Annotated in this window: 19 protein-coding genes; 9 read left to right on the forward strand and 10 right to left on the reverse strand. The window is 67.4% G+C overall.

The genetic code is table 11. The features are described 5' to 3' along the window. Positions 1-395 precede the first annotated feature (395 nt). Together ACW17Z_RS12265 and ACW17Z_RS12270 are read right to left on the reverse strand one after the other, a co-directional pair. A complete protein-coding gene (locus tag ACW17Z_RS12265) occupies positions 396-2,015 on the reverse strand; it encodes an AbgT family transporter (RefSeq protein ID WP_492056208.1) in 1,620 nt (539 codons plus the stop codon). A 167-nt stretch (positions 2,016-2,182) separates the two neighbouring features. Then, a complete protein-coding gene (locus tag ACW17Z_RS12270; RefSeq protein ID WP_492056209.1) occupies positions 2,183-4,147 on the reverse strand; it encodes a transglycosylase domain-containing protein in 1,965 nt (654 codons plus the stop codon). Positions 4,148-4,388: 241 nt separating this feature from the next. Here ACW17Z_RS12270 and recQ point away from each other — a divergent pair, with 241 nt between their 5' ends. Continuing rightward, entirely contained in the window at positions 4,389-6,233 is a 1,845-nt protein-coding gene (gene recQ, locus ACW17Z_RS12275) for a DNA helicase RecQ (protein WP_492056210.1), read from the forward strand. A gap of 58 nt (positions 6,234-6,291) precedes the next feature. On the opposite strand, the gene mmcB is transcribed toward recQ, so the two are convergent. After that, positions 6,292-6,744 (reverse strand): DNA repair putative endonuclease MmcB, encoded by a 453-nt coding sequence (gene mmcB / locus ACW17Z_RS12280; RefSeq protein WP_492056211.1) that lies wholly within the window; start codon positions 6,742-6,744, stop codon positions 6,292-6,294. A gap of 152 nt (positions 6,745-6,896) precedes the next feature. On the opposite strand from mmcB, the gene ACW17Z_RS12285 reads away from it, so the two are divergent. Beyond that, on the forward strand, positions 6,897-8,003 hold the full coding sequence (locus tag ACW17Z_RS12285; RefSeq protein ID WP_492056212.1) for a hypothetical protein: 1,107 nt from the start codon (positions 6,897-6,899) through the stop codon (positions 8,001-8,003). Here the strand turns inward: ACW17Z_RS12285 and ACW17Z_RS12290 are convergent. The 3 genes from ACW17Z_RS12290 to ACW17Z_RS12300 all read right to left on the reverse strand — a co-directional run bounded on the left by ACW17Z_RS12290 (position 8,000) and on the right by ACW17Z_RS12300 (position 10,291). After that, positions 8,000-8,533, reverse strand: coding sequence for a lipocalin family protein (locus ACW17Z_RS12290; protein WP_492056213.1), 534 nt, complete (start codon positions 8,531-8,533; stop codon positions 8,000-8,002). The genes ACW17Z_RS12285 and ACW17Z_RS12290 overlap by 4 nt on opposite strands. 4 nt (positions 8,534-8,537) lie before the next feature. Then, positions 8,538-9,077: a lipocalin family protein gene (locus tag ACW17Z_RS12295; RefSeq protein ID WP_419319121.1), complete on the reverse strand. Its 540-nt coding sequence runs from the start codon at positions 9,075-9,077 to the stop codon at positions 8,538-8,540. An 86-nt stretch (positions 9,078-9,163) separates the two neighbouring features. Further along, positions 9,164-10,291, reverse strand: a complete 1,128-nt coding sequence (locus ACW17Z_RS12300) for a ferritin-like domain-containing protein (RefSeq protein ID WP_492056214.1) — start codon at positions 10,289-10,291, stop codon at positions 9,164-9,166. Positions 10,292-10,467: 176 nt separating this feature from the next. Between ACW17Z_RS12300 and ACW17Z_RS12305 the strand changes: the two genes are divergently transcribed. Next, positions 10,468-11,181 (forward strand): NAD-dependent deacylase, encoded by a 714-nt coding sequence (locus ACW17Z_RS12305; RefSeq protein ID WP_492056215.1) that lies wholly within the window; start codon positions 10,468-10,470, stop codon positions 11,179-11,181. Between the two features lie 71 nt (positions 11,182-11,252). On the opposite strand, the gene pgm is transcribed toward ACW17Z_RS12305, so the two are convergent. Next, positions 11,253-12,893 (reverse strand): phosphoglucomutase (alpha-D-glucose-1,6-bisphosphate-dependent), encoded by a 1,641-nt coding sequence (pgm, locus tag ACW17Z_RS12310; RefSeq protein ID WP_492056216.1) that lies wholly within the window; start codon positions 12,891-12,893, stop codon positions 11,253-11,255. 75 nt (positions 12,894-12,968) lie between these two features. After that, on the reverse strand, positions 12,969-13,844 hold the full coding sequence (locus tag ACW17Z_RS12315) for an isoaspartyl peptidase/L-asparaginase family protein (protein ID WP_419319117.1): 876 nt from the start codon (positions 13,842-13,844) through the stop codon (positions 12,969-12,971). Positions 13,845-13,913: 69 nt separating this feature from the next. On the opposite strand from ACW17Z_RS12315, the gene ACW17Z_RS12320 reads away from it, so the two are divergent. From ACW17Z_RS12320 to ACW17Z_RS12335, 4 genes are all read left to right on the forward strand, one after another. Further along, positions 13,914-14,912: an NADPH:quinone oxidoreductase family protein gene (locus ACW17Z_RS12320; RefSeq protein WP_419319116.1), complete on the forward strand. Its 999-nt coding sequence runs from the start codon at positions 13,914-13,916 to the stop codon at positions 14,910-14,912. Positions 14,913-15,035: 123 nt separating this feature from the next. Further along, positions 15,036-15,911, forward strand: coding sequence for a WecB/TagA/CpsF family glycosyltransferase (locus tag ACW17Z_RS12325; RefSeq protein ID WP_492056217.1), 876 nt, complete (start codon positions 15,036-15,038; stop codon positions 15,909-15,911). An 82-nt stretch (positions 15,912-15,993) separates the two neighbouring features. Continuing rightward, positions 15,994-16,896 carry an SDR family NAD(P)-dependent oxidoreductase gene (locus ACW17Z_RS12330; RefSeq protein ID WP_492056218.1) on the forward strand — a complete coding sequence of 301 codons (903 nt, stop codon included), beginning with the start codon at positions 15,994-15,996 and terminating at the stop codon, positions 16,894-16,896. Positions 16,897-16,937: 41 nt separating this feature from the next. Then, positions 16,938-17,804, forward strand: coding sequence for a DMT family transporter (locus ACW17Z_RS12335; RefSeq protein ID WP_492058524.1), 867 nt, complete (start codon positions 16,938-16,940; stop codon positions 17,802-17,804). Here the strand turns inward: ACW17Z_RS12335 and ACW17Z_RS12340 are convergent. Further along, entirely contained in the window at positions 17,789-18,763 is a 975-nt protein-coding gene (locus ACW17Z_RS12340; protein WP_492056219.1) for an NAD-dependent epimerase/dehydratase family protein, read from the reverse strand. The two genes, ACW17Z_RS12335 and ACW17Z_RS12340, sit on opposite strands and share 16 nt — an antisense overlap. A gap of 1 nt (position 18,764) precedes the next feature. Next, entirely contained in the window at positions 18,765-20,072 is a 1,308-nt protein-coding gene (locus tag ACW17Z_RS12345) for a UDP-glucose dehydrogenase family protein (RefSeq protein ID WP_492056220.1), read from the reverse strand. 200 nt (positions 20,073-20,272) lie between these two features. Between ACW17Z_RS12345 and galE the strand changes: the two genes are divergently transcribed. Together galE and ACW17Z_RS12355 are read left to right on the forward strand one after the other, a co-directional pair. Then, positions 20,273-21,256 (forward strand): UDP-glucose 4-epimerase GalE, encoded by a 984-nt coding sequence (galE, locus tag ACW17Z_RS12350; protein WP_492056221.1) that lies wholly within the window; start codon positions 20,273-20,275, stop codon positions 21,254-21,256. 131 nt (positions 21,257-21,387) lie between these two features. Beyond that, the gene (locus ACW17Z_RS12355; RefSeq protein ID WP_419319110.1) at positions 21,388-23,802 is read left to right on the forward strand and encodes an EAL domain-containing protein; all 2,415 of its coding nucleotides are present in this window, start codon (positions 21,388-21,390) and stop codon (positions 23,800-23,802) included. The last annotated feature ends 3 nt before the right edge of the window (positions 23,803-23,805 follow it).

A 23,805-nucleotide genomic window follows, 5' to 3' on the forward strand; every position in this document is an offset into this window, starting at 1 on the left:
GGCGACCGTTGCGGCTGTCAGGGGTGATCGAGCGGGCCACCGTTCGGGCGTATGCCCGAGCGGCCGGTTAAAGTGAGGGCGGGTGACGTAAACCCGCCTATCGGGGGCTAGCCAAGGCCTCCGCCCGTCCGAAGGTTCGCTCCGGGTTCCTCCGGAATCGGCGCGGCTGCAGCCCAAGGCTGGGTCCGTCGCGAGGAAGATGAAACCCGGGTGGGGCAAAAGGCTGAACAGGCCTGCGCACCCCGGCCAGAGGGATAACGATCACGCGGAGCGTCCGTCTTCGTCGAAACGGTATTCAACTATCCCATCCTCCGGGCGAGGCCCGGACGCTCCGCGACCCTTCCCACACCTTCAGCGGCCACCGCGTGAAGCGGTGAAGCCGTGCGCCCTCGTCCCTACTTCAACAGCCCGCCGGGCGGGGTGTAATGCACCTGGGCGCCCGGCCCCAGTGGCCAGTCGAAGGCCACCCAGGCCAGGGTCATGGCGACGCCGGCGACCATGAAGGCCAGGGCGTAGGGCAGCATCAGGGCCAGCAGCGACCCGACCCCCATATTGGCGTCCCAGCGCCGGGTCATGGCCAGAACCAGCGGGAAATAGCTCATCAGCGGGGTCATCAGATTGGTGAAGCTGTCACCCATCCGATAGGCGGCGGTGGTCATTTCCGGCGAGATGCCCAGCAGCATGAACATCGGCACCACCACCGGGGCCAGGGCGCTCCACTTGGCCGAGGCCGAGCCGATGAAGAGGTCCAGCACCGACGAGAAGCCCAGCACGCTGACCAGCAGCAGCGGGGCCGGCAGGTTCATGGCCTTCAGGGACTCTGCCCCGTGGATGGCGGCGATGGGGCCCAGGCGCGACCAGTTGAACATCGCCACGAAATGGGCGGCGAAGAAGGCGAAGACGATATAGGGCGCCACGGAACGCACCCCGTCGGTCATCATGTTGACGACGTCCTTGTCCGAGCGGACCGTGCCGACCCCGATGCCGAACGCCACGCCGCAGGACAGGAACAGCAGCATGAAGCCGGCGATCAGGGCGCTGTAGAACGGGGTCAGCTGGGCCGGCCCGGTCTTGGTCTCGTCGATCAGCGGGGTGAAGCCGGGGACCAGGGTCAGGGCGGCAAACAGGGCCACCACGGCCAGGGCCGCCAGACCCGCCAGCTTCAGGCCGCGCTTCTCCTGCGGCGTCACCGCCGACTTGGCCAGTTCGGCCTTGAGACCATCATCGGCCTGGCCGCCCCAGGCGCCCAGGCGCGGTTCGATCACCCGGTCGGTCAGGAACCAGGCGATGGGCGTGAAGACGAAGACGATGGCCAGGATGTACCACCAGTTGCCCAGCGGGTTCATGGTCCAGGTCGGGTCGATGATCCGGGCCGCTTCCTGGGTGAAGCCAAACAGCACCACATCGAACTGGCCCGGGGTCAGATTGCCGGCGAAACCGCCCGACACGGCCGCAAAGCCGGCCGCGATGCCGGCCAGGGGATGGCGGCCCACGGCCGCGAACAGCAGGCCCGCCAGCGGAATGAACACCACATAGGCGGCGTCCGAGGCATGGTGCGAGACCATGCCGATCACGACCACCAGCGGGGTGAGGATCGCCTTGGGCGCCTCGCGCAGACTGGCCCGGATCAGGGCGCTGAACAGGCCCGAGCGCTCGGCCACCGCCGCGCCCAGGATCACCACCAGCACCAGGCCCAGCGGCGCAAAGCTGGTCAGGGTCTTGGGCATTTCGGTGAACAGCCGGGCTAGATTGGCCTCGGAGAACAGGCTGCTGGCCGCATAGGTCAGGACGCCGTTTTCCAGTTCGCCAAACTGAGGGGCCTCGTGGCCGCCATAGGTGATCGAGGCCGACCAGCCCAGGGCCTGGCCCACGGCCGACAGGACCATCAGCCCCAGGATCAACCACACGAAGATCATGACGGGCTCGGGCAGCAGATTGCCCAGTCGCTCGACGGCGCCCAGAAAGCCCTTTTGTCGGGCGTTGGGCGTCGGATCCGAAGTCTGCGTCGCGCTCATACAGGTTTGGCCTGGCTCTAAGAGACCCCCATCCCTCAAGCTTCACCGCTAACGGGCTTGGCGCGCAGCGTAAAGAGCCGGGCGACACCGGCCCGCCTGTTTTCGCCATTTGCCGCTGAGCGGGGCCGGGCGCCGGGCGGGCAAGGCCGCCAGGCGCCCAAGCGCCGTCAATAGGGCAGGTTATCCGCCGACGGGGCGGTCGACGCCGGGACCTCGGCGCCGGGGCCGTCCAGGGGCGCGGACGGATCGATCAGGTCGCCGATCGGGTCTTCGCCCACCACCGGCGGCGGTTCGATGACCCCGCCCGGGATCGGGGTGGACTTGAGGCGCGGCAGGGCGGCGGCCATGAAGTTGCGCCAGATCTCGGCCGGCGCGCCGCCGCCGGTCACCCGCTTCATCGGCGTATTGTCGTCCTTGCCGGTCCAGACGGCGGCGACGAAGCCGCCGGAATAGCCGACGAACCAGGCGTCGCGGTAGTCGCTGGTGGTGCCGGTCTTGCCGGCGACATCATAGCTGGCGACCTTGGCGCGCGTCCCGGTGCCGGCGGTCACGACCTGGCGCATCATCTGGTTCATGTACTGCAGGCCCGGCGAGCCGATCACGGCCGGACGCGAGGTCTTCTCGACGCCGTGGTCGTACAGCACCTTGCCGCTGGCGGTGCGGATGCGTTCGATGCCGTAGCCCTTGGCCAGGAAGCCGCCGTTCGAGAACGGGGCATAGGCCTGGGCCATTTCCATCGGCGAGACCTCGACGGCGCCCAGGGCCATCGAGGGGTCCAGCTGGATCTTGCTGGTGATGCCCAGGCGACGGGCGGTGTTGGCCACATTGCTGGTGCCGACCTCGTTGGCCAGGCGCGCGGCGATCGTATTGATCGACTGGGCCAGGGCGGTCTGCAGGGTCATCGGGCCCAGATACTTGTTGGTGTAGTTCTTGGGCTCCCAGTTTCCGATCTTCACGGGTTCGTCGACCACCATGACATTGGGCGTGCGGCCCTGCTCCATCGCCGTCAGATAGACGAACGGCTTGAAGGCGCTGCCGGCCTGGCGGCGGGCGGTGGTGGCGCGGTCGAACTGGGTTTCGCCATAGTCGGCCCCGCCGACATAGGCGCGGATGCGGCCCTCGCCGTCGATGGCCACCAGGGCCGCCTGTTCGACGCCCTGCTTGATGTGACCCTCGACGCCCAGCTTCACCGAGCGTTCGGCGGCCACCTGGATGGGCAGGTCCAGGGTGGTTTCGACCACCAGGTCCTCGGTGGGTTCGCCGACCAGCGAGCGCACCTGACCATCGATATAGTCGGTGAAATACTGGGCCCGCTGGTTGGCCAGGGTGGCCGAGACCTGCACGGGGGTCTTGAAGGCCTCGTCGCGCTGCTCGGCGGTGATGGCCTTGATGCGCACCATCTCGTCCAGCACGACGGTGGCGCGGCGCGCGGCGCGTTCGCTGGCGCTGACCGGCGAATAGCGGGCCGGGCCCTTCATCATGCCGGCCAGCAGGGCGCTCTCGCCGATGGTCAGCTGATTGGCGGGCTTGTTGAAATAGCGCTGCGAGGCGGCCTCGATGCCATAGGCGCCGGCCCCGAAATAGACCCGGTTCATGTAGAGGGCCAGGATCTGCTTCTTGCTGAACTTCAGCTCCAGCCAGACGGCCAGGATCAGCTCCTGGGCCTTGCGGCGATAGTTCTGGGCCGGGCTGAGGAACAGGTTGCGGGCCAGCTGCTGGGTGATGGTCGAGCCGCCGCGCTGGGGGCCGCCCGAATTGGTCATGTTCCAGGCGAGCGAGCGCAGGATGCCCCAGGGGTTGAAACCGAAGTGGCGATAGAACTGGCGGTCCTCGATGGCCACGAAGGCGGCCGGAACATATTTGGGCAGGGCGTCGATATCGACCGGCGGCGCGTACTGGCTGCCGCGCACGGCCAGAAGCGCGCCCGAACGATCCAGATAGTTGATCGAGGGCTGGCGCTTGACGTCATAGAGCTTGGACGTGTCGGGCAGATCGCTGGCGAACACGGCGAAGAAGGCGACGATGAAGATCAGGCCCCAGACGCCGACGACCGTGCCCCAATAGAGCGCGGCTTGCAGCGGCGTACGTTGGGGCTTCGCCGGTCTGTTCCCGCCGAAGGTGCCGTTGGCCATGTCGTCTCTTATCCCACGGTGCGCCAAAAGGGTGTGAGGGGGCGCGCGTCAGCGTCCCGTTTAGCCGAAGCCCACAAAACGCGCGACAAGATTGACGAGAGGTGAACGCTGAACGCGGCGCTGTTGTGGCGCGGCGGCGCAGTCGCGGTATTGCCATTTCAAGTTGAGTGATGTGTTCTGAAATCCACCGGTGCGCCAGGAATGCCTTGGCGCTGCGCATCCCCGCTGTCACAAGTCCGCCGTGCCCACGATCGTTGATTCCGCCCCCCTCGACACCGCCCGTGACGTCCTGCGCAGGACGTTCGGCCATGCTGACTTCAGAGGTCTGCAGGCCGGGGTGATCGGCGAGCTGCTGGCCGGCCGCAGCGCCATGGCCGTGCTGCCGACCGGCGGCGGCAAGAGCCTGTGCTACCAGATCCCCGCCCTGATCCGTCCGGGCCTGGGTTTGGTGGTCTCGCCGCTGATCGCCCTGATGGCCGATCAGGTCGCCGGTCTGCAGCAGGCGGGCGTCGCCGCCGAGCGGCTGGACAGCAACACCCTGCCCGGCGAGCGCGCCGACATCTGGCGACGCATCGACGAGGGCCAGCTGGATCTGCTGTACCTGTCGCCCGAAGGCTTGATGCAGCCGTCGATGCTGGACCGGCTGTCGCGCCTGAACCTGGCCCTGGTCGCCGTCGACGAGGCCCACTGCGTCAGCCAGTGGGGCCACGACTTCCGTCCGGAGTACCGGATGCTGGGTCGCATCGCCGAGGTCTTCCCCAACGTCCCGCGCCTGGCCGTCACCGCCACCGCCGACGCCCGGACCCGTGACGACATCCGCGCCGAACTTCGCCTCGAAGGGGCAGCGGAGTTTGTCGACAGCTTCGCCCGCCCCGAACTGGCCCTCAACGCCGAACGCAAGCGTGGCAAGGGTCATGACCGGGTGGTCGAGCTGGTCCTGGAACGCCCGGGCCGGGCCGGGGTCGTCTATGCCGGCAGCCGCGATTCCACCGAGACACTGGCCGAGAAGCTGATCGCCCAGGGCATCCCCGCGCTGGCCTATCATGCCGGCCTCGACAAGAACGTCCGCGCCCGCCGGCTGGAGGAGTTCCTCGAGGCCGACGCGGCGGTGATGGTGGCGACGATCGCCTTCGGCATGGGCGTCGACAAGCCCGACGTCCGCTTCGTGATCCACGCCGATCCGCCCGCCGCCATCGAGGCCTACTGGCAGGAGATCGGCCGCGCCGGGCGCGACGGCCAGCCGGCCGAGGGCATCACCCTGTATGGCTCGGCCGATCTGGCCTGGGCCGGCAAACGCATCGAGGCGCGCGAGGCCCCCGATGAGGTCCGACAGGTCCAGACCCGCAAGCTGCGGCAGTTCTACGCGATGCTGGAGGGAACCACCTGCCGCGCCGCCGCCGTGCGCCGCTATTTCGGCGAGGAGGGCGTGGCCGTCTGCGGTGTTTGCGACATCTGCACCTCGCCGCCCCAGGGGATCGACGCCACACAGGCGGCCCAGAAGGCGCTGTCGGCCGCCCATCGCCTGGGCGGACGGTTCGGGCGGGGTCGCCTGATCGATCACCTGCTGGGCAAGACCAAGGACGTCACCCCGCAGGAGGCCCAGATGTCGACCTTCGGCATCGGCCGCGAGTTCAGCCCGGTCACCTGGCGCGACCTGCTCGACACCCTGGTGTTCGAGGGCCTGCTGCGCGAAGACCCCAATGATGGCCGCCCCCTGATCGGTCTTGGCGAGGTCGAGGGCGTCAAGGCCGTCTATCGTGGCGAGCGCAAGGTCAGCCTGCGTCAGCAGGTCGAGGCGTCCGATCCGACCACCCGCTCCGGCGCGCCGCGCAAGCGCCGTGAGGGCAAGGCCCTGACGGTGCCCGTGGACGATCAGGCGCTGTTCGAGGCTCTACGGTCCTGGCGCCGCGAACAGGCCCAGTCCCAACATGTGCCACCCTATGTGATCTTCCACGACGCCACCCTGGCCGAGATCGCCGCCGCGCGTCCGTCCAGCCTGCCGGGCCTGGCCAAGGCCGGCGGCGTGGGGCAGGGCAAGCTGGACCGCTATGGCGAGGCGGTGCTGAAGGTGGTTCGGGAGAACTAGAGCATCGTGCGGAAAAGTGGATGCCGGTTTCCCGCAAAAACGATGCGAAAACAGAAAGCTAGAGCTGGTCGGCCTTGACGCCACAGGCCCGCATCGCCCCCAGCCGCGCGAAGGCCAGGGTCAGGGCCTTGCGGCGGGCGGGGGCCAGCGGCGCGACCGGCGCCTCGCGGATCACGGCGCCGCCAAAGGCGTCGGCCACGATCATCCCCGGTTCCTCGGGCAGGACGCCGTCCGGAAAATGCGGGGCGACCGCGAAATAGAAGGCGTCGCAATAGGGCGCGTACTCTGGCCATTTGCGGTCGATGCGGAAGTCTTCCAGCCCCGACTTGACCTCGACGATCAGGATGTCGCCCTTGGGTCCCAGGGCCATCAGGTCGGCCCGCCGCCCGTTGGGCAAGGTCACCTCGGCCAAGGGCGCATAGCCCAGCGACACCAGGAACCGCGCGGCCCCCCGGGTGACCGCGTCGGTGGTCTCGGGCCGCGATAGGCGCAGGTCGATCACGACGTCCATGGCCTGATCCTGTTCCAGCTTTGTTCGCGGATCAAGGTTAAATAGCGTCCCGCCGGGCGAGCCGGGTTCCCGCTCTGGGCGCGACGCTTTGACCACAACCTTTCAGCGCAATAGCCCGGATCCATCAAGCAGGGCGTTAGGTGGGCGGTGCTGTGAAGACGTGTTCTGTTCTGGCGGTCGCCACGATCGTGGCTCTGGCGTCGCAAGGCGTTGCGACGGCCGCGCCGCGCACGCCCCCTCCGGCCGAAGCGGCTCTCGCCGAGCCTTCGACCGAGACCATCGCCTTCACTCAGCGCAAGTCGCCCGGTCTGCGCTCCGGCGTCGAGGTCAACCTCAATCCCCCCGGCATGGGACTGGCTGGCATGGTGGGCGCCGTGATCGGCCAGGCCATCGTTGAAAACATGTCCGGCGCGCAGCTGGCCCGGAAAAGCCAGATCGTCGATCCGACGCCTGACCTGGCGCGCGAACTGGCTCGGACGCTGGCCGAGCGCCGGGAAGCGGTCGTTCTTGAGCAGCCGATCGCCATCGAGCGCCAAAGGCCCAAGGCGATTGCCAAAATGGCCGTCGGCGCCCGCTACATCGTCGATGTGCGGAACATGGGCTGGCGCGTGGTCGGATCGGCGAGTTACGAAAAGGACGCGATCTATCATGCGAAGCTGGACGTCATCGACGGCCGCACCGGCGCCGTCGCGGTCAACACCTTCTGCCGGTGGGAGGCTCCGGCGCTCCTGAAAAGCGAGAGCGCCCTCTATCGCCCTGACGCCGGGGAACTCGCCAAGGCGCACTTCGCGGCGGGCCATGAGGCTTGTCTGGGTCAGTTCAAGATCGCGATCAGAAGTCTCTACCCTCCGTCGGAGCGGCCCCTGGAGGGCCGAGGGATCGCGCCCTTCCCGCAGGCGAGGACGATCGCCGAGACGTCGCGAATCGAGACCCGGGTGGCGACGCCGGCCGCTGTTGTGATGTCGACACTTCCGCCGCCAGCGCCGGTGGTTGCGCCGCCGATCCGGATTGAGGCCACGCCAGGTCTTCCTACGCCTCCGCGAAGGATCGAACCTGCCCCCCTTGCGGCGTCATCGGTGGCGATCGCCGAGTTCGAACGCCAGGCGCCGCCGCCGGCTCAGCCGCTGCCGCCCTATGTCGAGTACCCCTACGCCCGGCCCTATGAGGCGCCGCCGTCGAGGACTCCGCCGCCGCCTGAGGTCCGCTATGCCGGCCGCGACGCCAACGGCTATCTCACCTGGCCGGGCAAGCGCCCTTAGGGCGCCGGTTGCAGGGTCGGCCGCAGCATCGAGACGTCATAGCCCATGGCCTTGGCCCGGGCGGTCAGGGCCTCGCGCTCCAGGCCGGTCGGCGGCTTGCGGGTCAGGAGCCAGAGATACTTGCCCGAGCCCTCGCCGACGATGCTCCAGCTGTAGTCGTCGGCATGGTCCATGACCCAGTAGTCACCCCAGAACGGGCCGAAGAACGAGACCTGCAGCTTGGCGTTGGTCGCCGCATCGACAACCTTGGCCCGGCCCTCGCTGCTCTTGACTGGACCGTCTACTGCGCCCTGGCGGCAGGTGTTGAGCACCCGGATCAGGCCATCGGGACGTTTGGAATATTCGGCGGTGACGCCTTCGCAGCCCTTCTCGAACCGCATGTCGTAGCGGGCGACCTCGTACCAGAGGCCCAGATAGCGATCCAGTTCCACGGCCTTGGCCGGTTGGGGCGGGCTGGGATTGCCGCTGGGCCCCGCCACGCAGGCGGCCAGCAGCAGGGGCAGGGTCAGGGAGAGGGTCCAGGGTTTCATGCGATCAGACGTCCGGATGGGCGGGGAATTCGAGTTTGGCGTAGCCCAGCGCCCTCACCCGCGACAGGGCTGACGCCCTGATGTCCGAAGGCATGTCCGCCTGGCGCGACAGCAGCCACACATAGTTGCCCCCCGGCGTCGCCATGATCGCCCACGACTGATCGTCGGCCCGGTCCAGCACCCAGTATTCCTGCGTCTTCAGGCCACCCAGGAAGCTCATCGAGAATTTGGCGTTGAAGGTGTCTGCGACGATCTTGCCGCTGGTGTTGAAGGTCTTGGCCGCGCCGGTGGGCGAGCCCCTGCGACAGATCTGCACGACCTTGAAGCTGCTGGCCCCGGTGCTGGTGAACTGGGTTGAGGCCGCCTCGCAGTCGCGCTGGCCTGAATTGGGCGTGCGGGCGATCTCGAACCATTGGCCCGAATAGAACTCGGCGGAGACGGCCTTGGCCGGAGGCTTGGCGGCGGCGTGGGCCGAACCCGCCATTCCAGCAACACCGAGGGCGCAGGCGAGTCCGCCAGCGGAGATCAGGTTCAGACTGCGCATGGAGAAAACCTTGCCAACAAGGCCACTCAAACGCAAACCGCCCGCCCTTGTTCCGGGCGAGCGGCCTGTTTGGCTTGATCGAAAGCCTATTCGGCGGCGATGCCGATCGCGCCGGCCGGCCGATCGCGGAAGTTGATGGCCTGCAGGTGGCGAATGCCCTCTTCGGCGATGTCGTCGCCGACCGTGCGGTCGCCTTCGCCCCGCAGCTCCTCGATGTCGACATACATCGCGTAGAAGGCCTTGGTGCGGTCGGTGATGATGCCGGCGTTCAACAGGGTCTTGACCAGCACGCGGAAGATGTTGGTCTGCTCCTTCATGGCCTCGCGACGCACGTCGTCGGTCATGATCTTCCCGTACTCCTCGACCACCTTGTCGGGATCCAGGCCGAACTCGGCATAGAGATCCATCTGCTGGTGCGGCGAGACGAGGTTGAACAGCAGGGTCTGGAAGCAGTGCGCCGCCCAGTCCTCGATGATGGCGTGTTCCTCGGGCGACAGCTTGGGCACGGTGCGGTCAGCCCAGATCTTGCCGAACTTGTGGTGGAAGGCCTCGTCGGTCATCACCAGCTGCAGCATCTTCTTGCCGACCGGATCATTGATCTGGTTGTAGAAGGTGGCGAAGGCGCCCATGGCCAGGCCCTCGACCAGCATCTGCATGCCGATGATCTTCTTGTAGACCTCGGGCGCGCCGATGATCTCGACCAGCAGGGTCTTCAGGGCCGGGCCGCACTCGACCGGCCGGCCCCAACGGGCCTTGATGTATTTGGCGAAGGCCGTGACGTGGCGGGCCTCTTCGCGGGTCTGGTTGGCGGCGTATTCCTGCGCGCCCTGATCCTTCAGAACGTGGCACAGCGAGGCCGACAGGTTCAGCGCGCCCTGCTCACCGTGCAGGATCGACGAGAAGCTGCGCAGCACCGACTGGTTGATGAAGCGGATGCGCGTCTTGGGATCGCTGAGGTGATTGGAGACATAGTCGGTCGACAGGGCGATCACGAGATCCTCAGGCACCAGGGCCTGGTTCTCCATGTCGAACGGCACGTCGAAATCGATATAGGCCTTGTCGAGCGGATCCCAGAAGTGGTCGTGGGTCGCCGAAATGATCTTGTCGAAGGCCGTGGAGCGGTTGTTGTAGCGGTCAAGTTCGAGCATCGACTCGAAGTCGTCCGGCGCCACCGCGTCGTACATGGCGTCCTTGGTGATGTTCTTGTCCGTCATGGGGGGCTCCTCCGGTGGCCTGGGTCGGGGCGGGTCTTGCGCCAGCTTCCAACGATCTAAACAGTGTCAACTCAATCTCGCAGACGGGTCAAATTAAAAATGACGGACGCGTCAGGTTCGCTCCAGAGGCGACCCGCCAGCGACCGTCCAGAGGAACCCAGAGGGGGGAAGCTGAAATGGTCCAGCCGCTGAACATCTTCATCCTGACCGGCGCAGGCGTCTCGGCCGAGAGCGGTCTGAAGACCTTTCGCGATTCCGACGGCCTGTGGACCCAGAACGACCTGGCCCAGCTGGCTACGCCGGAAGGCTTCGCGCGCGACCCGGGCCGGGTGCGCGACTTCTATTCGGCCCGCCGCAAGATCCTGGAGATCGCCGCCCCCAACCGCGCCCACACCGCCCTGGCGCGGCTGGAGCGCGAAATGACCGCCCTGGGCGGCTGGGTCTTTCTCTGCACCCAGAATGTCGACGACCTGCACGAAAAGGCCGGCAGCAAGCGGGTCGTGCACATGCATGGCCGGCTGACCGCCACTCGCTGCACCCAGTGTTCCGGCGACTGGATCGACCGGGGTCCGCTGACCGCCCGCCAGGTCTGCCCGGAATGCGGAACGGTCGGCGCCACTCGGCCGGACGTGGTGTGGTTTGGCGAATTGCCGATGTTCATGGACCAGATCAATCAGGCGCTGGAAGAGGCCGACCTGTTCGTGGCCATCGGCATGTCCGGCTCGGTCTATCCCGCCGCCGGCTTCGTGGCCGAGGCGCGGGCCCTGGGGATCGCGACCTGCGAGATCAATGTGGCGCGGTCGGACAATGCCCATGCCTTCGACAGGCGGATCTACGGGCCTGCGACGGAGAAGGTGAGCCAGTGGGTGAGCGAGCTGCTCGGGGATTGAGGGAGCTCTGTAAGAGCAGGTCTGGCACGCTCGACTTCAGGCCACTCGGCGGGTGGAAGGGCGTGGCCGGATCAGCCCTTCAAAGCCCCGGCCACGACTTCCCGCGCCTCGGCTTGCACCTGCTTCAGATGCTCGTCCCCCAGAAACGACTCTGCATAGATCTTGTAGACCTCCTCGGTCCCGGACGGCCGCGCCGCGAACCAGGCGTTCTGCGTCACCACCTTCAGCCCGCCGATGGCCTCGCCATTGCCGGGCGCGGTGGTCAGGGTGGCGGTGATCGGCTCGCCGGCCAGGCTGGTGGCCGTGACGTCGGACGGGCTCAGCGCGCCTAGCCGGGCCTTCTGCGCCCGGTCGGCCGGGGCGTCGATGCGGGCATAGGAAGGGCGGCCATACTGGTCGGCCAGATCGTCATACAGCTGGCTGGCGCTGCGACCCGTGCGGCCCTGGATCTCGGCGGCCAGCAGGGCCAGCAGCAGGCCGTCCTTGTCCGTCGTCCACACGGTTCCGTCGCGACGCAGGAACGCGGCCCCGGCCGATTCCTCGCCGCCAAACCCAACGCTGCCGTCCAGCAGGCCCGGCACGAAATGCTTGAAACCGACCGGCACCTCCAGCAGCGTGCGGCCAAGGCCGGCCACCACGCGGTCGATCATTGAGGACGACACCAGGGTCTTGCCGACGGCCACGTCCGGGCCCCAGCCCTCGCGATGGCTGAACAGATAGGCGATCGAGGCGGCCAGGAAGTGGTTGGGGTTCATCAGCCCGCCGTCGGGGGTGACGATGCCGTGGCGGTCGGCGTCGGCGTCATTGCCGGTGGCGACGTCATAGCCCGCGCCGCCCGCCATCGACTTGATCAGGTTGGCCATGGCGCAGGGCGACGAACAGTCCATGCGGATCTTGCCGTCGGTATCCAGCGGCATGAAGGCCCAGCGCGGATCGACCGTCGGGTTGACCACGGTCAGGTCCAGGCGGTGACGCGTGGCGATCTCGCCCCAATAGCCGACGCTGGCCCCGCCCAACGGATCGGCGCCGATCTTCACGCCGGCGCTGCGGATGATGTCGAGATCCAGCACGCTCGGGAGGTCGTCGACATAGCGGCCCAGAAAGTCGAAGCGGCCCGCCTGGGCGATCGCCCGTTCGAACGGCATGCGGGGCACATCGGCCAGACCGCCTTCGATCAGCTGGTTGGCGCGATTGGCGATGGCCGAGGTGGCCGAGCCGTCGGCCGGTCCGCCCGAGGGCGGGTTATACTTGATGCCGCCGTCGCGGGGCGGGTTGTGCGACGGGGTGATCAGGATGCCGTCGGCCAGACCCGAGGTCTTGCCGCGGTTGAAGGCCAGGATGGCGTGCGACACCGCCGGGGTCGGGGTGAAGCCGTCGCGGTCGTCGATGAGCGTCTCGACCCCGTTGGCGACCAGCACCTCGATCACGTTGCGCCAGGCGGGCTCGGACAGGCCGTGGGTGTCGCGGCCGACGAAGATCGGGCCGGTGATCCCCTGGGCGGCGCGGTATTCCACGATCGACTGGGTGATCGCCAGGATATGGGCCTCGTTGAACGCGCCGTCGAGGCTGGAGCCCCGGTGCCCCGAGGTGCCGAACGCCACCCGCTGGCCGGGACTGGACATGTCGGGCTTGAGGTCAAAATAGGCGCCGGTCAGGGCGGCCAGATCGATGAGGTCTTCGGGTCGGGCCAGCTGGCCAGCGCGTGCATGCATGGCGCCAACCTATCCACCCAAGATTACAGGTTCAATCGACCGTTCGCCCTAATCTCCCCACCGTCGGTTGGCGCCTCAGAACGCGGCGCTGAAGATTGTTCCATCCGGCATCAGGGCGGCGCGTTTGACGCCGTCCGAGGCGAACGGCATGGCGACCCTGCCGTCCCGGTCGATGCTGATCAGCCCGCCGTCGCCGCCCAGGGCCGCGACCCCGGCGATGGCGGCGGCCGCCGCGCTCTCCAGGCTTTCGCCGCCAAAGCGCATGCGGTGGGCGATCTGCACCGCCACCGCCGTGCGGATGAAATATTCGCCCTGGCCCGTGCAGGAGACGGCGACGGTGTCGTCGGCCCAGGCGCCGGCCCCGATCAGGGGGCTGTCGCCGATGCGTCCGGGCATCTTGCCGAACACGCCAGCGGTCGAGGTCGCCGCCGCCAGCCGGCCTTCGCTGTCGCGAACCACGCAGCCGACGGTGCCGGTCGGGTGATCGGGCGGATGGTTGCTCTCGAAGGCCCCGGCTTGGGTAAACCAGCTGGCCGGATCGGCGATTTCCTTCAGGCCCTGCGAGCGCGCGAAGGCCATGGCGCCTTCGCCGGCCAGCATCACGTGCGGGGTCTTCTCCATCACCGCCCGGGCGGCGAGGATCGGGCTCTCGAACCCCTGCAGGGCGGCGATCGAGCCGGCGCGGCCGGTGGCCCCGTCCATCAGGCAGGCGTCCAGCTCATAAGCTCCAGCCGCGTTGGGCGAGGCGCCCTTGCCGGCGATGTAGAGGCCGCTGGCTTCCAAGGCGACCACGGTCTCGACGGCGACGTCCAGGGCGCTGGCCCCGGCGGCCAGACGGTCACGCGCCGCCTCGACCAGGCCGGCCATGTGGGCGATCTCGGCGCCATAGTCATGGCCCGGGGCCGAGCCCGCGCCACCGTGCAGGGCGAGACTAAAACGTTTGTTTGACATTCCGCTTCCTTGGTCGCGCGCCCTGCGTTAGCGTCCGGCCTCTTAACGAATAAAGACGGGAGAAGACAGATGAAGGCGGTTCTCAGCACGGTAGTCGGCGGCCCCGAAACCCTGGAATTGTCGGAACTGCCCGATCCCGTGGCCGGTCCCGGTCAGGTGCTGATCGATGTGAAGGCCTGCGGCGTCAACTATCCCGACGTGCTGATCATCGAGGACAAGTACCAGTTCAAGCCCACCCGTCCCTTCGCGCCGGGCGGCGAGGTCTCGGGCCTGATCGCCGCCGTCGGCGAGGGCGTGACGAAGTTCAAGGTCGGCGACCGCGTACTGGCCTCGACCGGCTGGGGCGGCATGGCCGAGAAGCTGGCCCTGGAAGAGGCCCGCTGCACCAAGATCCCCGACAACATGCCCTTCGATGAAGCGGCGGCCTTTATCCTGACCTACGGCACCTCCTATTACGCCCTGAAGGATCGCGGCAGCCTGAAGGCCGGCGAGACCCTGCTGGTGCTGGGCGCGGCCGGCGGCGTCGGCCTGGCGGCCGTGGAACTGGGCAAGGCGGCCGGGGCGCGCGTCATCGCGGCGGCCTCCAGCCAGGAAAAGGTCGATCTGGCCATCGCCCACGGCGCCGACAGCGGCGTGGTCTATCCGCGCGGTCCGTTCGACAAGGACGGCCAGAAGGCCTTGGCCAATCTGATCAAGGAGGCCTGCGGCCCCAATGGCTGGGACGTGGCCTACGACGCGGTCGGCGGTGACTATTCCGAAGCCACCATCCGCGCCGCCGGCTGGAACGGTCGCTTCCTGGTGATCGGCTTCCCGTCGGGCATTGCCAAGATTCCGCTGAACCTGACCCTGCTGAAGTCGTGCGACATCGTGGGCGTGTTCTGGGGGGCCTCGGTGGCCCGCGATCCGGCCGGCCACGCCCAGAACGTCAAGGAACTGATGGCGCTCTACGCCGAGGGCAAGATCAAGCCGCACGTTTCCGAGCGCTTCCCGCTGGAGCGGGCCGGCGACGCCATCGCCCACCTGGCCAGCCGCAAGGCCATGGGCAAGGTGGTTGTGACCAACGACTAGAACCCTTCGGGCCCTGACGGCGGACCGTTGCGTCGTCAGGGTTAAGGGGCGCTAAGGACGAAATTTATCGGGATGCTTACGAGCCATCCCCGAGACTGAACGCGGTTCTCACGAAAGCCGCAGATGTCGCAGACTGCCCGTTCCGTTTCGCCCCCGCAGGGAGGCGCCCGACCGTTCCGCCTCAAGCGGCGCGCCAACGAGCGGGTCAAGCTGCTGGGCGAGACCATGGACCTGGTGCGCCACGAGGAAGTCTTCCACTTCGTCGGAGCGCGGTTGAACCGGGGCGTGTCCTCGATCATCGCCAACCACAATCTTCACAGCCTTTACCTGGCCCGCAAGAGCGCCAAGGTCCGGGCCTTCTTCACCGTCGCCGATCTGGTCGAGGTCGACTCTACGCCGCTGCTGGCTTGGGCTCGGGTGATCGGGCGCAGCAGCCGGCAGTTCCACCGCTGCACCTATCTGGACTGGCGCGACTTCTTCTGGGCCAAGGCCCGGGCCGAAAACTGGCGCGTGTTCTTCGTCGGCGGCGCGCCGGGCGTGGCCGAGGCGGCGAGCGAAAAGATCCTGGCCGACCATCCGGGCGTCCAGCTCGAAACGCATCACGGCTATTTCGACGCCAGCCCCGGCTCCGACGAAAACGCGGCGGTGGTCGAGCAGATCAACGCCTTCAAGCCCCATATCCTGCTGGTCGGCATGGGCATGCCGCGCCAGGAGGTCTGGGTGCTGGAGAACCACAAGGCGATCACCAGCCCCTGCGCCCACTTTACCGTCGGCGGCGCCTTTGACTACGAGGCCGACATCCAGAAGGCCGCGCCCCGCTGGATGGGCCAGATCGGCGTCGAGTGGCTGTTTCGCCTGATGGCCGACCCGCGCCGGCTCTTTTCGCGCTACTGCGTCGAGCCCTGGTTCCTGATCGGGCCGGCCATGGGAGACCTGCGCCAGGCCTTCCTGACCAAGCCCGCCGCCCAGATCGAAGGCGCGAGCGCCTTTCCAGGCTAGCCAAGCCCTCCGTCCTCCGCGAGTATGATCGTTGATCACCGATCCATCAGAGGTCGGGGCGGGAGCGCGAAGGAACAACGCAATGGCTGGACGTCTGAACGGCAAGGTCGCCGTCATCACTGGAGCTTGCTCGGGCATTGGCCTGGGCGCGGTCGAACTGTTTGTCGCCGAGGGCGCCAGCGTCATCGCCGCCGACATGCAGGAAGACAAGGGCGCGATGCTGGAGAAGCGTTTCCCCGACACCGTCCGCTTCGCCCGCTGCGACGTCACCGTCGAGGCTGACATCGCCAAGGCTGTGAACATGGCCAAGGACGCCTTTGGCGGTCTGGACATCCTGTTCAACAACGCCGGCCATGGCGGTACGCCGCTGGGCGTCGCCGACATGACCGCCGAAGGCTGGGACCAGACCTTCGCCCTGCTGGTGCGTGGCCCGGCCCTGGGCATGAAGTACGCCGTACCGCTGATGCTGGAGCGCGGCGGCGGCTCGATCATCAACACCGCCTCGATCGCCGGCCTGCAGGCGGGTTTTGGCCCTCTGGCCTATTCGACCGCCAAGTGCGCCGTGATCCATCTGAGCCGCTGCGCGGCGGCCGAGCTGTCGCCCGACAAGATCCGGGTCAACGCCATCTGCCCGGGCCTGATCGCCACCTCGATCTTCGGGGCCTCGATGGGCCTGCCCCGCGAGGTGGCCGACCAGATGGCCGCCCGCGTCGCCGAGGTAGGTCCCAAGATCCAGCCGATCCCCAAGGCCGGTCTGCCCGAAGATATCGCCCGCGCGGCCCTCTACCTGGCCTGTGACGATTCCGAGTTCGTGACCGGCACCCACATCGTGGTCGACGGCGGCATCACGGTGGGCGGCCGCAGCAGCTGGGACAAGAACGCACCCTCGCCCATCCTGTCGGCCATGGGCATCACGCCGGAACAGGCCGAGCAGATGCGGATGGCCATGGCCCCCCAAGGAAACCAGGGCGGCGCGGCCGGGTGACGGCAAGCGCTCTAACACCCAACCTGCGTGGCGCGCTGTGGATGCTGGCCTCGGCGGTCGGCTTCACGGCGATGACCACCCTGATCAAGTATCTGGGGCCGGGCTATCCGGCCGCCCTGCAGACCTTCTACCGGCAGCTGGCGGGGGTGATCATCCTGCTGCCGCTGATGGCGCGCGACTGGCGGGGCACGTTCTACACCACCCGGCCGGGCATCCTGATCTTCCGGTCCAGCGCCGGGGTGCTGGCCCTGATCCTCAGCTTCTACGCCTATCAGGAACTGCCGCTGGCCGACGCCAACGCCCTGTCCTTCACCCGGACCCTGTGGCTGGTGCCGTTCGCCGGCCTGATCCTGCGCGAGCCGATCGGACCCTTGCGGATCAGCGCGGCCGTGGTTGGGTTCCTGGGGGTGCTGATCATGCTGCAGCCCGGCGCTGACGGTTCCGGCGGCTGGCTGGGCTGGCCGCAGGCGGCGGCCCTGGCGGCGGCGCTGCTGTTTGCCCTGACCATCACCGGCATGAAGGTGATGACCCGCGACCACTCGCCGTTCACCCTGCTGGTCTATGCGGCCGTGCTGGGCCTGGTGTTCTCGATCCCGCCAGCCCTGTTCGTCTGGCGCTGGCCCAGCTGGCCGGATCTGGGTCTGCTGGCCGCCATGGGCGTGATCGGGACCCTCACCCAGGGGGCCTATATCAAGGGCATGCAACTGGGCGAGGCGGCGGTGATGGCGCCGATCGACTATACCCGACTGGTCTTTGCGGTGCTGGTCGGTTTCCTGCTGTTCCACGAGGTCCCGAAGACGGCGACCCTGATCGGCGCGGTGATCGTGGTGGGCTCAACCCTGTTCATCTCCTGGCGCGAGCACCAGGTATCCAGGCGCGCGGCCCTGGTCGATCAGTCGCCGGAATAGCCCCGCCGCCAAGCGACGAACTTCGCGAGCCCATCGGCCAACTTGACCCTGGGCCGGTAGCCGGTCAGCGCGTGCAGCTTGTCGATATTGGCAAAGGTGGCGGTGACGTCACCGGGCTGCATCGGCCGCATGATCTTCGTGGCCTCGACGCCGAGCGCGGCTTCAAGCGTGGAGATCATCTCCATCAGTCCGACCGGATCGTTGTCGCCGATATTGTAGACCTCGTGGCCGCCCTGGGCCGGCGGGTTGTCGAGGACGCCGACGATTCCGTCGACGATGTCGTCGATATAGGTGAAGTCGCGCGCCATCTCGCCCTCGCCATAGACCTCGATGGGCTCGCCCGAGAGGATCTTCTCGGTGAAGCCGTAATAGGCCATGTCGGGCCGGCCCCAGGGGCCATAGACCGTGAAGAACCGCAGGCCCGACTGGGGAAAGCCATATAGCGCTGCGTAGCTCTGGCTGATCAGCTCGCAGGAGCGCTTGGTGGCGGCGTAGAGCGACACCGGCGTCTCGGCCGGATCCGTCTCCTTGAAGCCCGAGCCGTTGAGCGGCCGATCGCCGTACACCGAGCTCGACGAGGCATAGACCAGATGCTCGACGCCTGAGTGACGACAGGCTTCCAGCACCGCCAGATGGCCGGCCAGGTTGGAGCGCTCATAGGCGAACGGATTGTCGATCGAGTAGCGGACACCGGCCTGGGCGGCCAGATGCACCACCCGCCTGGCGCCGGAGGTCTTGACCAACTCCAGCAAGGCCTCGTGCTCGGCGATGTCCATCCGGACCATGGTGAAGCCGTCGCGGCCTTCCAGCCGCGCGGCCCGGGCCGCTTTCAGGGCAGGGTCGTAGTAGGTGTTGAAGTTGTCGACTCCGACCACCGTCTCGCCGCGATCCAGCAGCCGCTCGGCCACATGCATGCCGATGAAGCCGGCCGCCCCGGTGACAATGATCGGCGAAGGCATATCAGCCTCGTCCGATGCTGGCATAGGTGAAGCCGTGGCGGACCATCTCGCTGGGCTTGTAGACATTGCGCAGGTCGACGACGACCGGGCTGTTCATCAGGAGCTTCAGGCGATCCAGATCCAGGGCCCGGAACTGGTCCCATTCGGTCAGGATCACCAGCGCGTCGACGCCCTCGGCGGCTTCATAGGCGCCGGCCTTGAACTCGACGCCCGGCAGCATGTGAGCCGCTTCCTTGGCGCCTTCAGGGTCATAGGCCTGCACCGTCGCGCCCATCGCCTGCAGGGCCGGCAGGATGTCGAGGCTGGGGGCGTCGCGCATGTCGTCGGTGTTGGGCTTGAAGGTCACGCCCAGCACGCCGATCGTCTTGCCGGTCAGATCGCTCAAGCCGAGGGCGTCGGCGACCTTGGTCGCCATGGCCTTCTTGCGGGCGTCGTTGACCGCCACGGTGGTCTCGATCAGCTTGACCGGCGCGCCATATTGCTGGGCGGTGCGGACCAGGGCGATGGTGTCCTTCGGGAAGCACGATCCGCCATAGCCGGGACCGGCGTTGAGGAACTTGCCGCCGATGCGCTTGTCCAGGCCAATGCCCTTGGCCACCTGCTGCACGTCGGCCCCGACCTTCTCGCACAGGTCGGCCATCTCGTTGATGAAGGTGATCTTCATCGCCAGGAACGCGTTGGCGGCGTACTTGATCAGCTCGCTGGTGCGGCGGCCGGTGAAGACGATCGGCGTCTCGTTCAGGCTCAGCGGGCGATACAGGTCGCGCATCACCGCCTGGGCGCGTTCGTCCTCGGTGCCCACTACGACGCGGTCGGGACGCTTGAAGTCCTCGATCGCCGCGCCTTCGCGCAGGAACTCGGGGTTGGAGACCACGGCGAACTGGGCGTCGGGGCGAACCCGCTTGATGATCGCCTCGACCTCGTCGCCGGTGCCCACCGGCACGGTCGACTTGGTGACGATGACGGTGAAGCCGTCGATCAGGCCGGCGATCTCTTCGGCGGCGGCGTAGACATAGGACAGGTCGGCATGGCCGTCGCCGCGACGGGTGGGGGTGCCCACGGCGATGAACACCGCGTCGGCGTTCTTGATCGCCTCGGCGCCTTCCAGGGTAAAGAACAGGCGGCCCTCGCGAACGTTGCGGGCGACCAGGTCATCCAGACCGGGCTCGAAGATCGGGATCTCGCCCTTTTCCAGCCGCTCGATCTTGCTCGGATCCTTGTCGATGCACGTCACCACGTGACCGAAGTCGGCGAAACACGCCCCCGACACCAGGCCCACATAACCCGTGCCAATCATCGCTACGCGCATCGAAACACCCTGATCCGATTGATCATCGCCCGACGGGCGACGCTTGTGCCTAATCCAGCAATCGCGGCGCCGAGGCAAGCCGTCTGCCCTAGACGCTCAACCCATGACAACATCATGACGAACGTCTCGGTGGGTCACACCGGTCTTCCACCCCTGACCTAAAGCCGATAGCCAGAGGCCTGCATCGCGAGGGGAATTTCATGCAAACCGTTCTGGTGGCCGGGGGCGCTGGCTATGTCGGCTCCCACACCTGCCTGGCCCTGGCGGCGGCGGGCTTCAGCCCCGTGGTGTTCGACGACCTCTCCAACGGCCACCGCGAGCACGTCCAGTGGGGGCCGCTGGAAATCGGCGACATTCGCGACCCCGCCAGGCTGGACGCGGTGTTCGCCGCCCACAGGCCCGTCGCCGTCCTGCATTTCGCCGCTCGCATCGAGGTCGGGGAGTCGGTCAAGGATCCCGGCGCCTTCTTCGACAACAACGTGGCCGGCACGATCAACCTGATTGAGGCCGCCCGCCGGGCCGGCGTCGAGGCCATGGTGTTTTCCTCGACCTGCGCCACCTTCGGCGATCCGGTGAGGGTGCCGATGGACGAGACCCATCCGCAGAACCCGCTCAATCCCTATGGCCGCAGCAAGCTGATGGTCGAGCAGGCCCTGGCCGACTACGGCCGCTATGTCGGCTTCCGCAGCACGGTGCTGCGCTATTTCAACGCCGCCGGCGCCGATCCGGACGGCCGCATAGGCGAGTGGCACGAGCCCGAGACCCACGCCATTCCGTTGGCGATCCAGGTGGCTCTGGGGCAGCGGCCGCATTTCACGATCTTTGGCGACGACTACGACACCCGCGACGGCACCGCCGTGCGCGACTATGTCCACGTGCTGGACCTGGCCGACGCCCACCTCGCCGCGCTGAACCGCCTGCTGGATGGCGCGCCGAGCACCAGCTACAATCTCGGCACAGGCCATGGCACGACGGTCAAGGAGCTGATCGCCGGCGTGGAACGCGCCACCGGCAAGCCCCTGCCTGTGCAGATCGCCGCGCGCCGCTCGGGCGATGCGCCCATCCTGGTCGGCGACAACGCCAAGGCTCGCGCCGAGCTGGGCTGGACCCCGTCGCGTGACCTGGACGCCGTGCTTGGCAGCGCCTGGCGCTGGCACCAGACCCAGGCCGCCGCCGGTCGGTGAAGGTTGATCAGGGATGATCCAGCCCTTGATCCGGCGGGATCCTGGCCAATTGTCGCACGACCGCGCGTTGAAAGAGTTTATTTGTAACTCTCCCGGTATCGTCTGAGGGCTGTGATCCGGGGGAACCGCGTGTGTTGAAGGTTTTGGCCTGTCTGACGACCGAGCATGACTATCGGTTGGTCGGCGTGGCGGCGGTCGTTTGTTTCGCCGCCTGCTTCACCGCGTTCAGACTCTACTCACGCATGCGCGGCGCCAAGGGCCTCGTCAGAGCGGCCTGGCTGCTGCTCACCGGCCTGGTGTGCGGGTCGGGGGTCTGGGCCACCCATTTCATCGGTATGGTCGCCTACGACCCCGGTCTGAAAACGGGCTACAGCCCGACCGGCACCCTTTTGTCCCTGATGATCGCCGTCCTGTTCATCGGCTCGGGCTTTGTCGTCGCCTCGGCGCAGCGCACGCGCACCAATGACATGGCCGGCGGCCTGATCCTCGGCATGGGCGTCGCCTCCATGCACTATACCGGGATGACCGCCTTCGTGACCCAGGGCCACATTGTCTGGGAACATGCGACGGTCGGCGCCTCGGTGCTGTTTGGCGTAGCCGGCTCTACGGCCGCTTTGATCCTCGCGGGCCGCGCTCGCAGCATCGGCAAACAGATTCTGGGCGGCGCCATACTGACCCTGGGCGTCTGCGCCCTGCATTTCACCGGCATGGGCGCCATCACCATTGTGCCCGACACTTCGATCGTGGTCCCCGAGCAACTGCTTTCGGGCGGCTTCCTGACCCTTGCCGTCACCAGCATCACCGGCCTGATCATCCTAGGCGGGCTCGGCGCCGTCGCGATCGAATCCCAGACCACACGCTCGGCCCTCGAACGCATCCGCCGCATGGCCAACGCCGCCTATGAGGGCATCGTGGTCGTCCAGGACGGCCGTATCAACGACGCCAACGCCGCCTTCTGCGAGCTGGTCGGGGCGCCGCTTGAAGAGATCAAGGGCAAGCCCCTGTTCGAAGCGATCCTCACCTTCGACGGCGACGAGGCCTCCCGCGACGGCGTGCGCCGCGAAGGCTTTCTGCAACCGCTCGAAGGCGGCCGCGAAATTCCCGTCGAGGTGTTCTCGCGTCTGATGGACGACGGCGCCCGCACGGAGACCTCGGGCCTTACCGTGCTGGCGGTCCGTGACCTGCGCGAACGCCGCTCGGCCGAAGAGAAGATCCGCTATCTGGCCGAGCATGACGGCCTGACCGGTTTGCCCAATCGCAATTCACTGCAGACCCGCCTGGCCGCCGCCATAGAGCGCGTTGAGGCCTCGGGGGAGACCCTGTCGGTGATCTGTATCGACCTCGATCATTTCAAGGAAGCCAACGACCAGCATGGTCACCCGGCGGGCGACGCCTTGCTCGTTGAGACAGCCCGTCGTCTGCAGGATTCCATCTCGGCGCCCTCCTTCGCCGCACGGCTGGGCGGCGACGAGTTCATGGTTGTGCAGGTGGGGGCGGGCGACCAACCGACAGCCGCCGCCGAGCTCTCGGGCCGACTTCTGGACGTTCTGGCGACCCCGGTCATGTTCGAAGGTCAGGACCTGGCCATGGGCGCCAGCCTGGGTGTCAGCCTCTACCCCGACGACGGCCGCACGACAGAGTCACTGATGGCCAATGCCGACATGGCGCTGTATCGCGCCAAGGAAGGCGGTCGCGGGATCTATCGCTTCTTCAAGCGCGAGATGGACGAGTCGATCCGCGAGCGCCGCGCCCTTGCCCGCGATCTGAAGCAGGGCATCGCCGACGGCGAACTGGTGGTCTACTACCAGCCTCTGGCCCGGGCTTCCGATGGCGAGGTTTGCGGTTTCGAAGCCCTGGTCCGCTGGCAGCATCCGACCCGCGGCATGATCCCGCCGCTCGATTTCATTCCGGTGGCCGAAGAGAACGGCCTGATCGCCCCGCTGGGCGAATGGGTCCTGCGTCGCGCCTGCGCCGACGCCGCCGCCTGGGAGAAGCCGCTGCGCATCGCGGTCAACCTCTCGCCGCTGCAGCTGAACAACCCCGCCCTGCCGACCCTGGTGCACGAGGTGCTGATCGCCACCGGCCTTTCGCCCCACCGGCTGGAGCTGGAAATTACCGAGAGCGCGCTGTTCAAGGACTATCAGCGGGCGCTCGACAACCTGCGCCGGCTCAAGGCGCTGGGCGTTCGCATCGCCATGGATGATTTCGGCACAGGCTTCTCCTCGCTGTCCACCCTGCAGTCGTTCCCGTTCGACAAGATCAAGATCGACAAGAGCTTCGTCGAGAACATCCACCGCCATGACCGCGCGACCGTGATTGTCCGCGCTGTCCTGGGCCTGGGTCGCAGCCTGGAGATTCCGGTCGTCGCCGAGGGCGTGGAGACTCAGGAGCAGATCAACTTCCTGCGCAGCGAGGACTGCGCCGAGCTGCAGGGTTACGCCATCGGTCGGCCGGGACCGCTGCACACCCTCGACGCCTGGACCAAGGTGGCCCCGGCCCCGGTCGCCGCCCAGGCGCCCAAGCGCGCCAGGCGTTCCGCCGCCTGAGAC

This window comes from Caulobacter sp. GSs2 (assembly GCF_058680895.1).

What these genes read in the sequence shown, in the direction of transcription:
- ACW17Z_RS12265 (WP_492056208.1), bottom strand. Translation starts at nt 2,015, where the DNA reads ATGAGCGCGACGCAGACTTCGGATCCGACGCCCAACGCCCGACAAAAG.
- ACW17Z_RS12270 (WP_492056209.1), bottom strand. Translation starts at nt 4,147, where the DNA reads ATGGCCAACGGCACCTTCGGCGGGAACAGACCGGCGAAGCCCCAACGT.
- mmcB (WP_492056211.1), bottom strand. Translation starts at nt 6,744, where the DNA reads ATGGACGTCGTGATCGACCTGCGCCTATCGCGGCCCGAGACCACCGAC.
- ACW17Z_RS12290 (WP_492056213.1), bottom strand. Translation starts at nt 8,533, where the DNA reads ATGAAACCCTGGACCCTCTCCCTGACCCTGCCCCTGCTGCTGGCCGCC.
- ACW17Z_RS12295 (WP_419319121.1), bottom strand. Translation starts at nt 9,077, where the DNA reads ATGCGCAGTCTGAACCTGATCTCCGCTGGCGGACTCGCCTGCGCCCTC.
- ACW17Z_RS12300 (WP_492056214.1), bottom strand. Translation starts at nt 10,291, where the DNA reads ATGACGGACAAGAACATCACCAAGGACGCCATGTACGACGCGGTGGCG.
- ACW17Z_RS12305 (WP_492056215.1), top strand. Translation starts at nt 10,468, where the DNA reads ATGGTCCAGCCGCTGAACATCTTCATCCTGACCGGCGCAGGCGTCTCG.
- pgm (WP_492056216.1), bottom strand. Translation starts at nt 12,893, where the DNA reads ATGCATGCACGCGCTGGCCAGCTGGCCCGACCCGAAGACCTCATCGAT.
- ACW17Z_RS12315 (WP_419319117.1), bottom strand. Translation starts at nt 13,844, where the DNA reads ATGTCAAACAAACGTTTTAGTCTCGCCCTGCACGGTGGCGCGGGCTCG.
- ACW17Z_RS12320 (WP_419319116.1), top strand. Translation starts at nt 13,914, where the DNA reads ATGAAGGCGGTTCTCAGCACGGTAGTCGGCGGCCCCGAAACCCTGGAA.
- ACW17Z_RS12325 (WP_492056217.1), top strand. Translation starts at nt 15,036, where the DNA reads ATGTCGCAGACTGCCCGTTCCGTTTCGCCCCCGCAGGGAGGCGCCCGA.
- ACW17Z_RS12330 (WP_492056218.1), top strand. Translation starts at nt 15,994, where the DNA reads ATGGCTGGACGTCTGAACGGCAAGGTCGCCGTCATCACTGGAGCTTGC.
- ACW17Z_RS12335 (WP_492058524.1), top strand. Translation starts at nt 16,938, where the DNA reads ATGCTGGCCTCGGCGGTCGGCTTCACGGCGATGACCACCCTGATCAAG.
- ACW17Z_RS12340 (WP_492056219.1), bottom strand. Translation starts at nt 18,763, where the DNA reads ATGCCTTCGCCGATCATTGTCACCGGGGCGGCCGGCTTCATCGGCATG.
- ACW17Z_RS12345 (WP_492056220.1), bottom strand. Translation starts at nt 20,072, where the DNA reads ATGCGCGTAGCGATGATTGGCACGGGTTATGTGGGCCTGGTGTCGGGG.
- galE (WP_492056221.1), top strand. Translation starts at nt 20,273, where the DNA reads ATGCAAACCGTTCTGGTGGCCGGGGGCGCTGGCTATGTCGGCTCCCAC.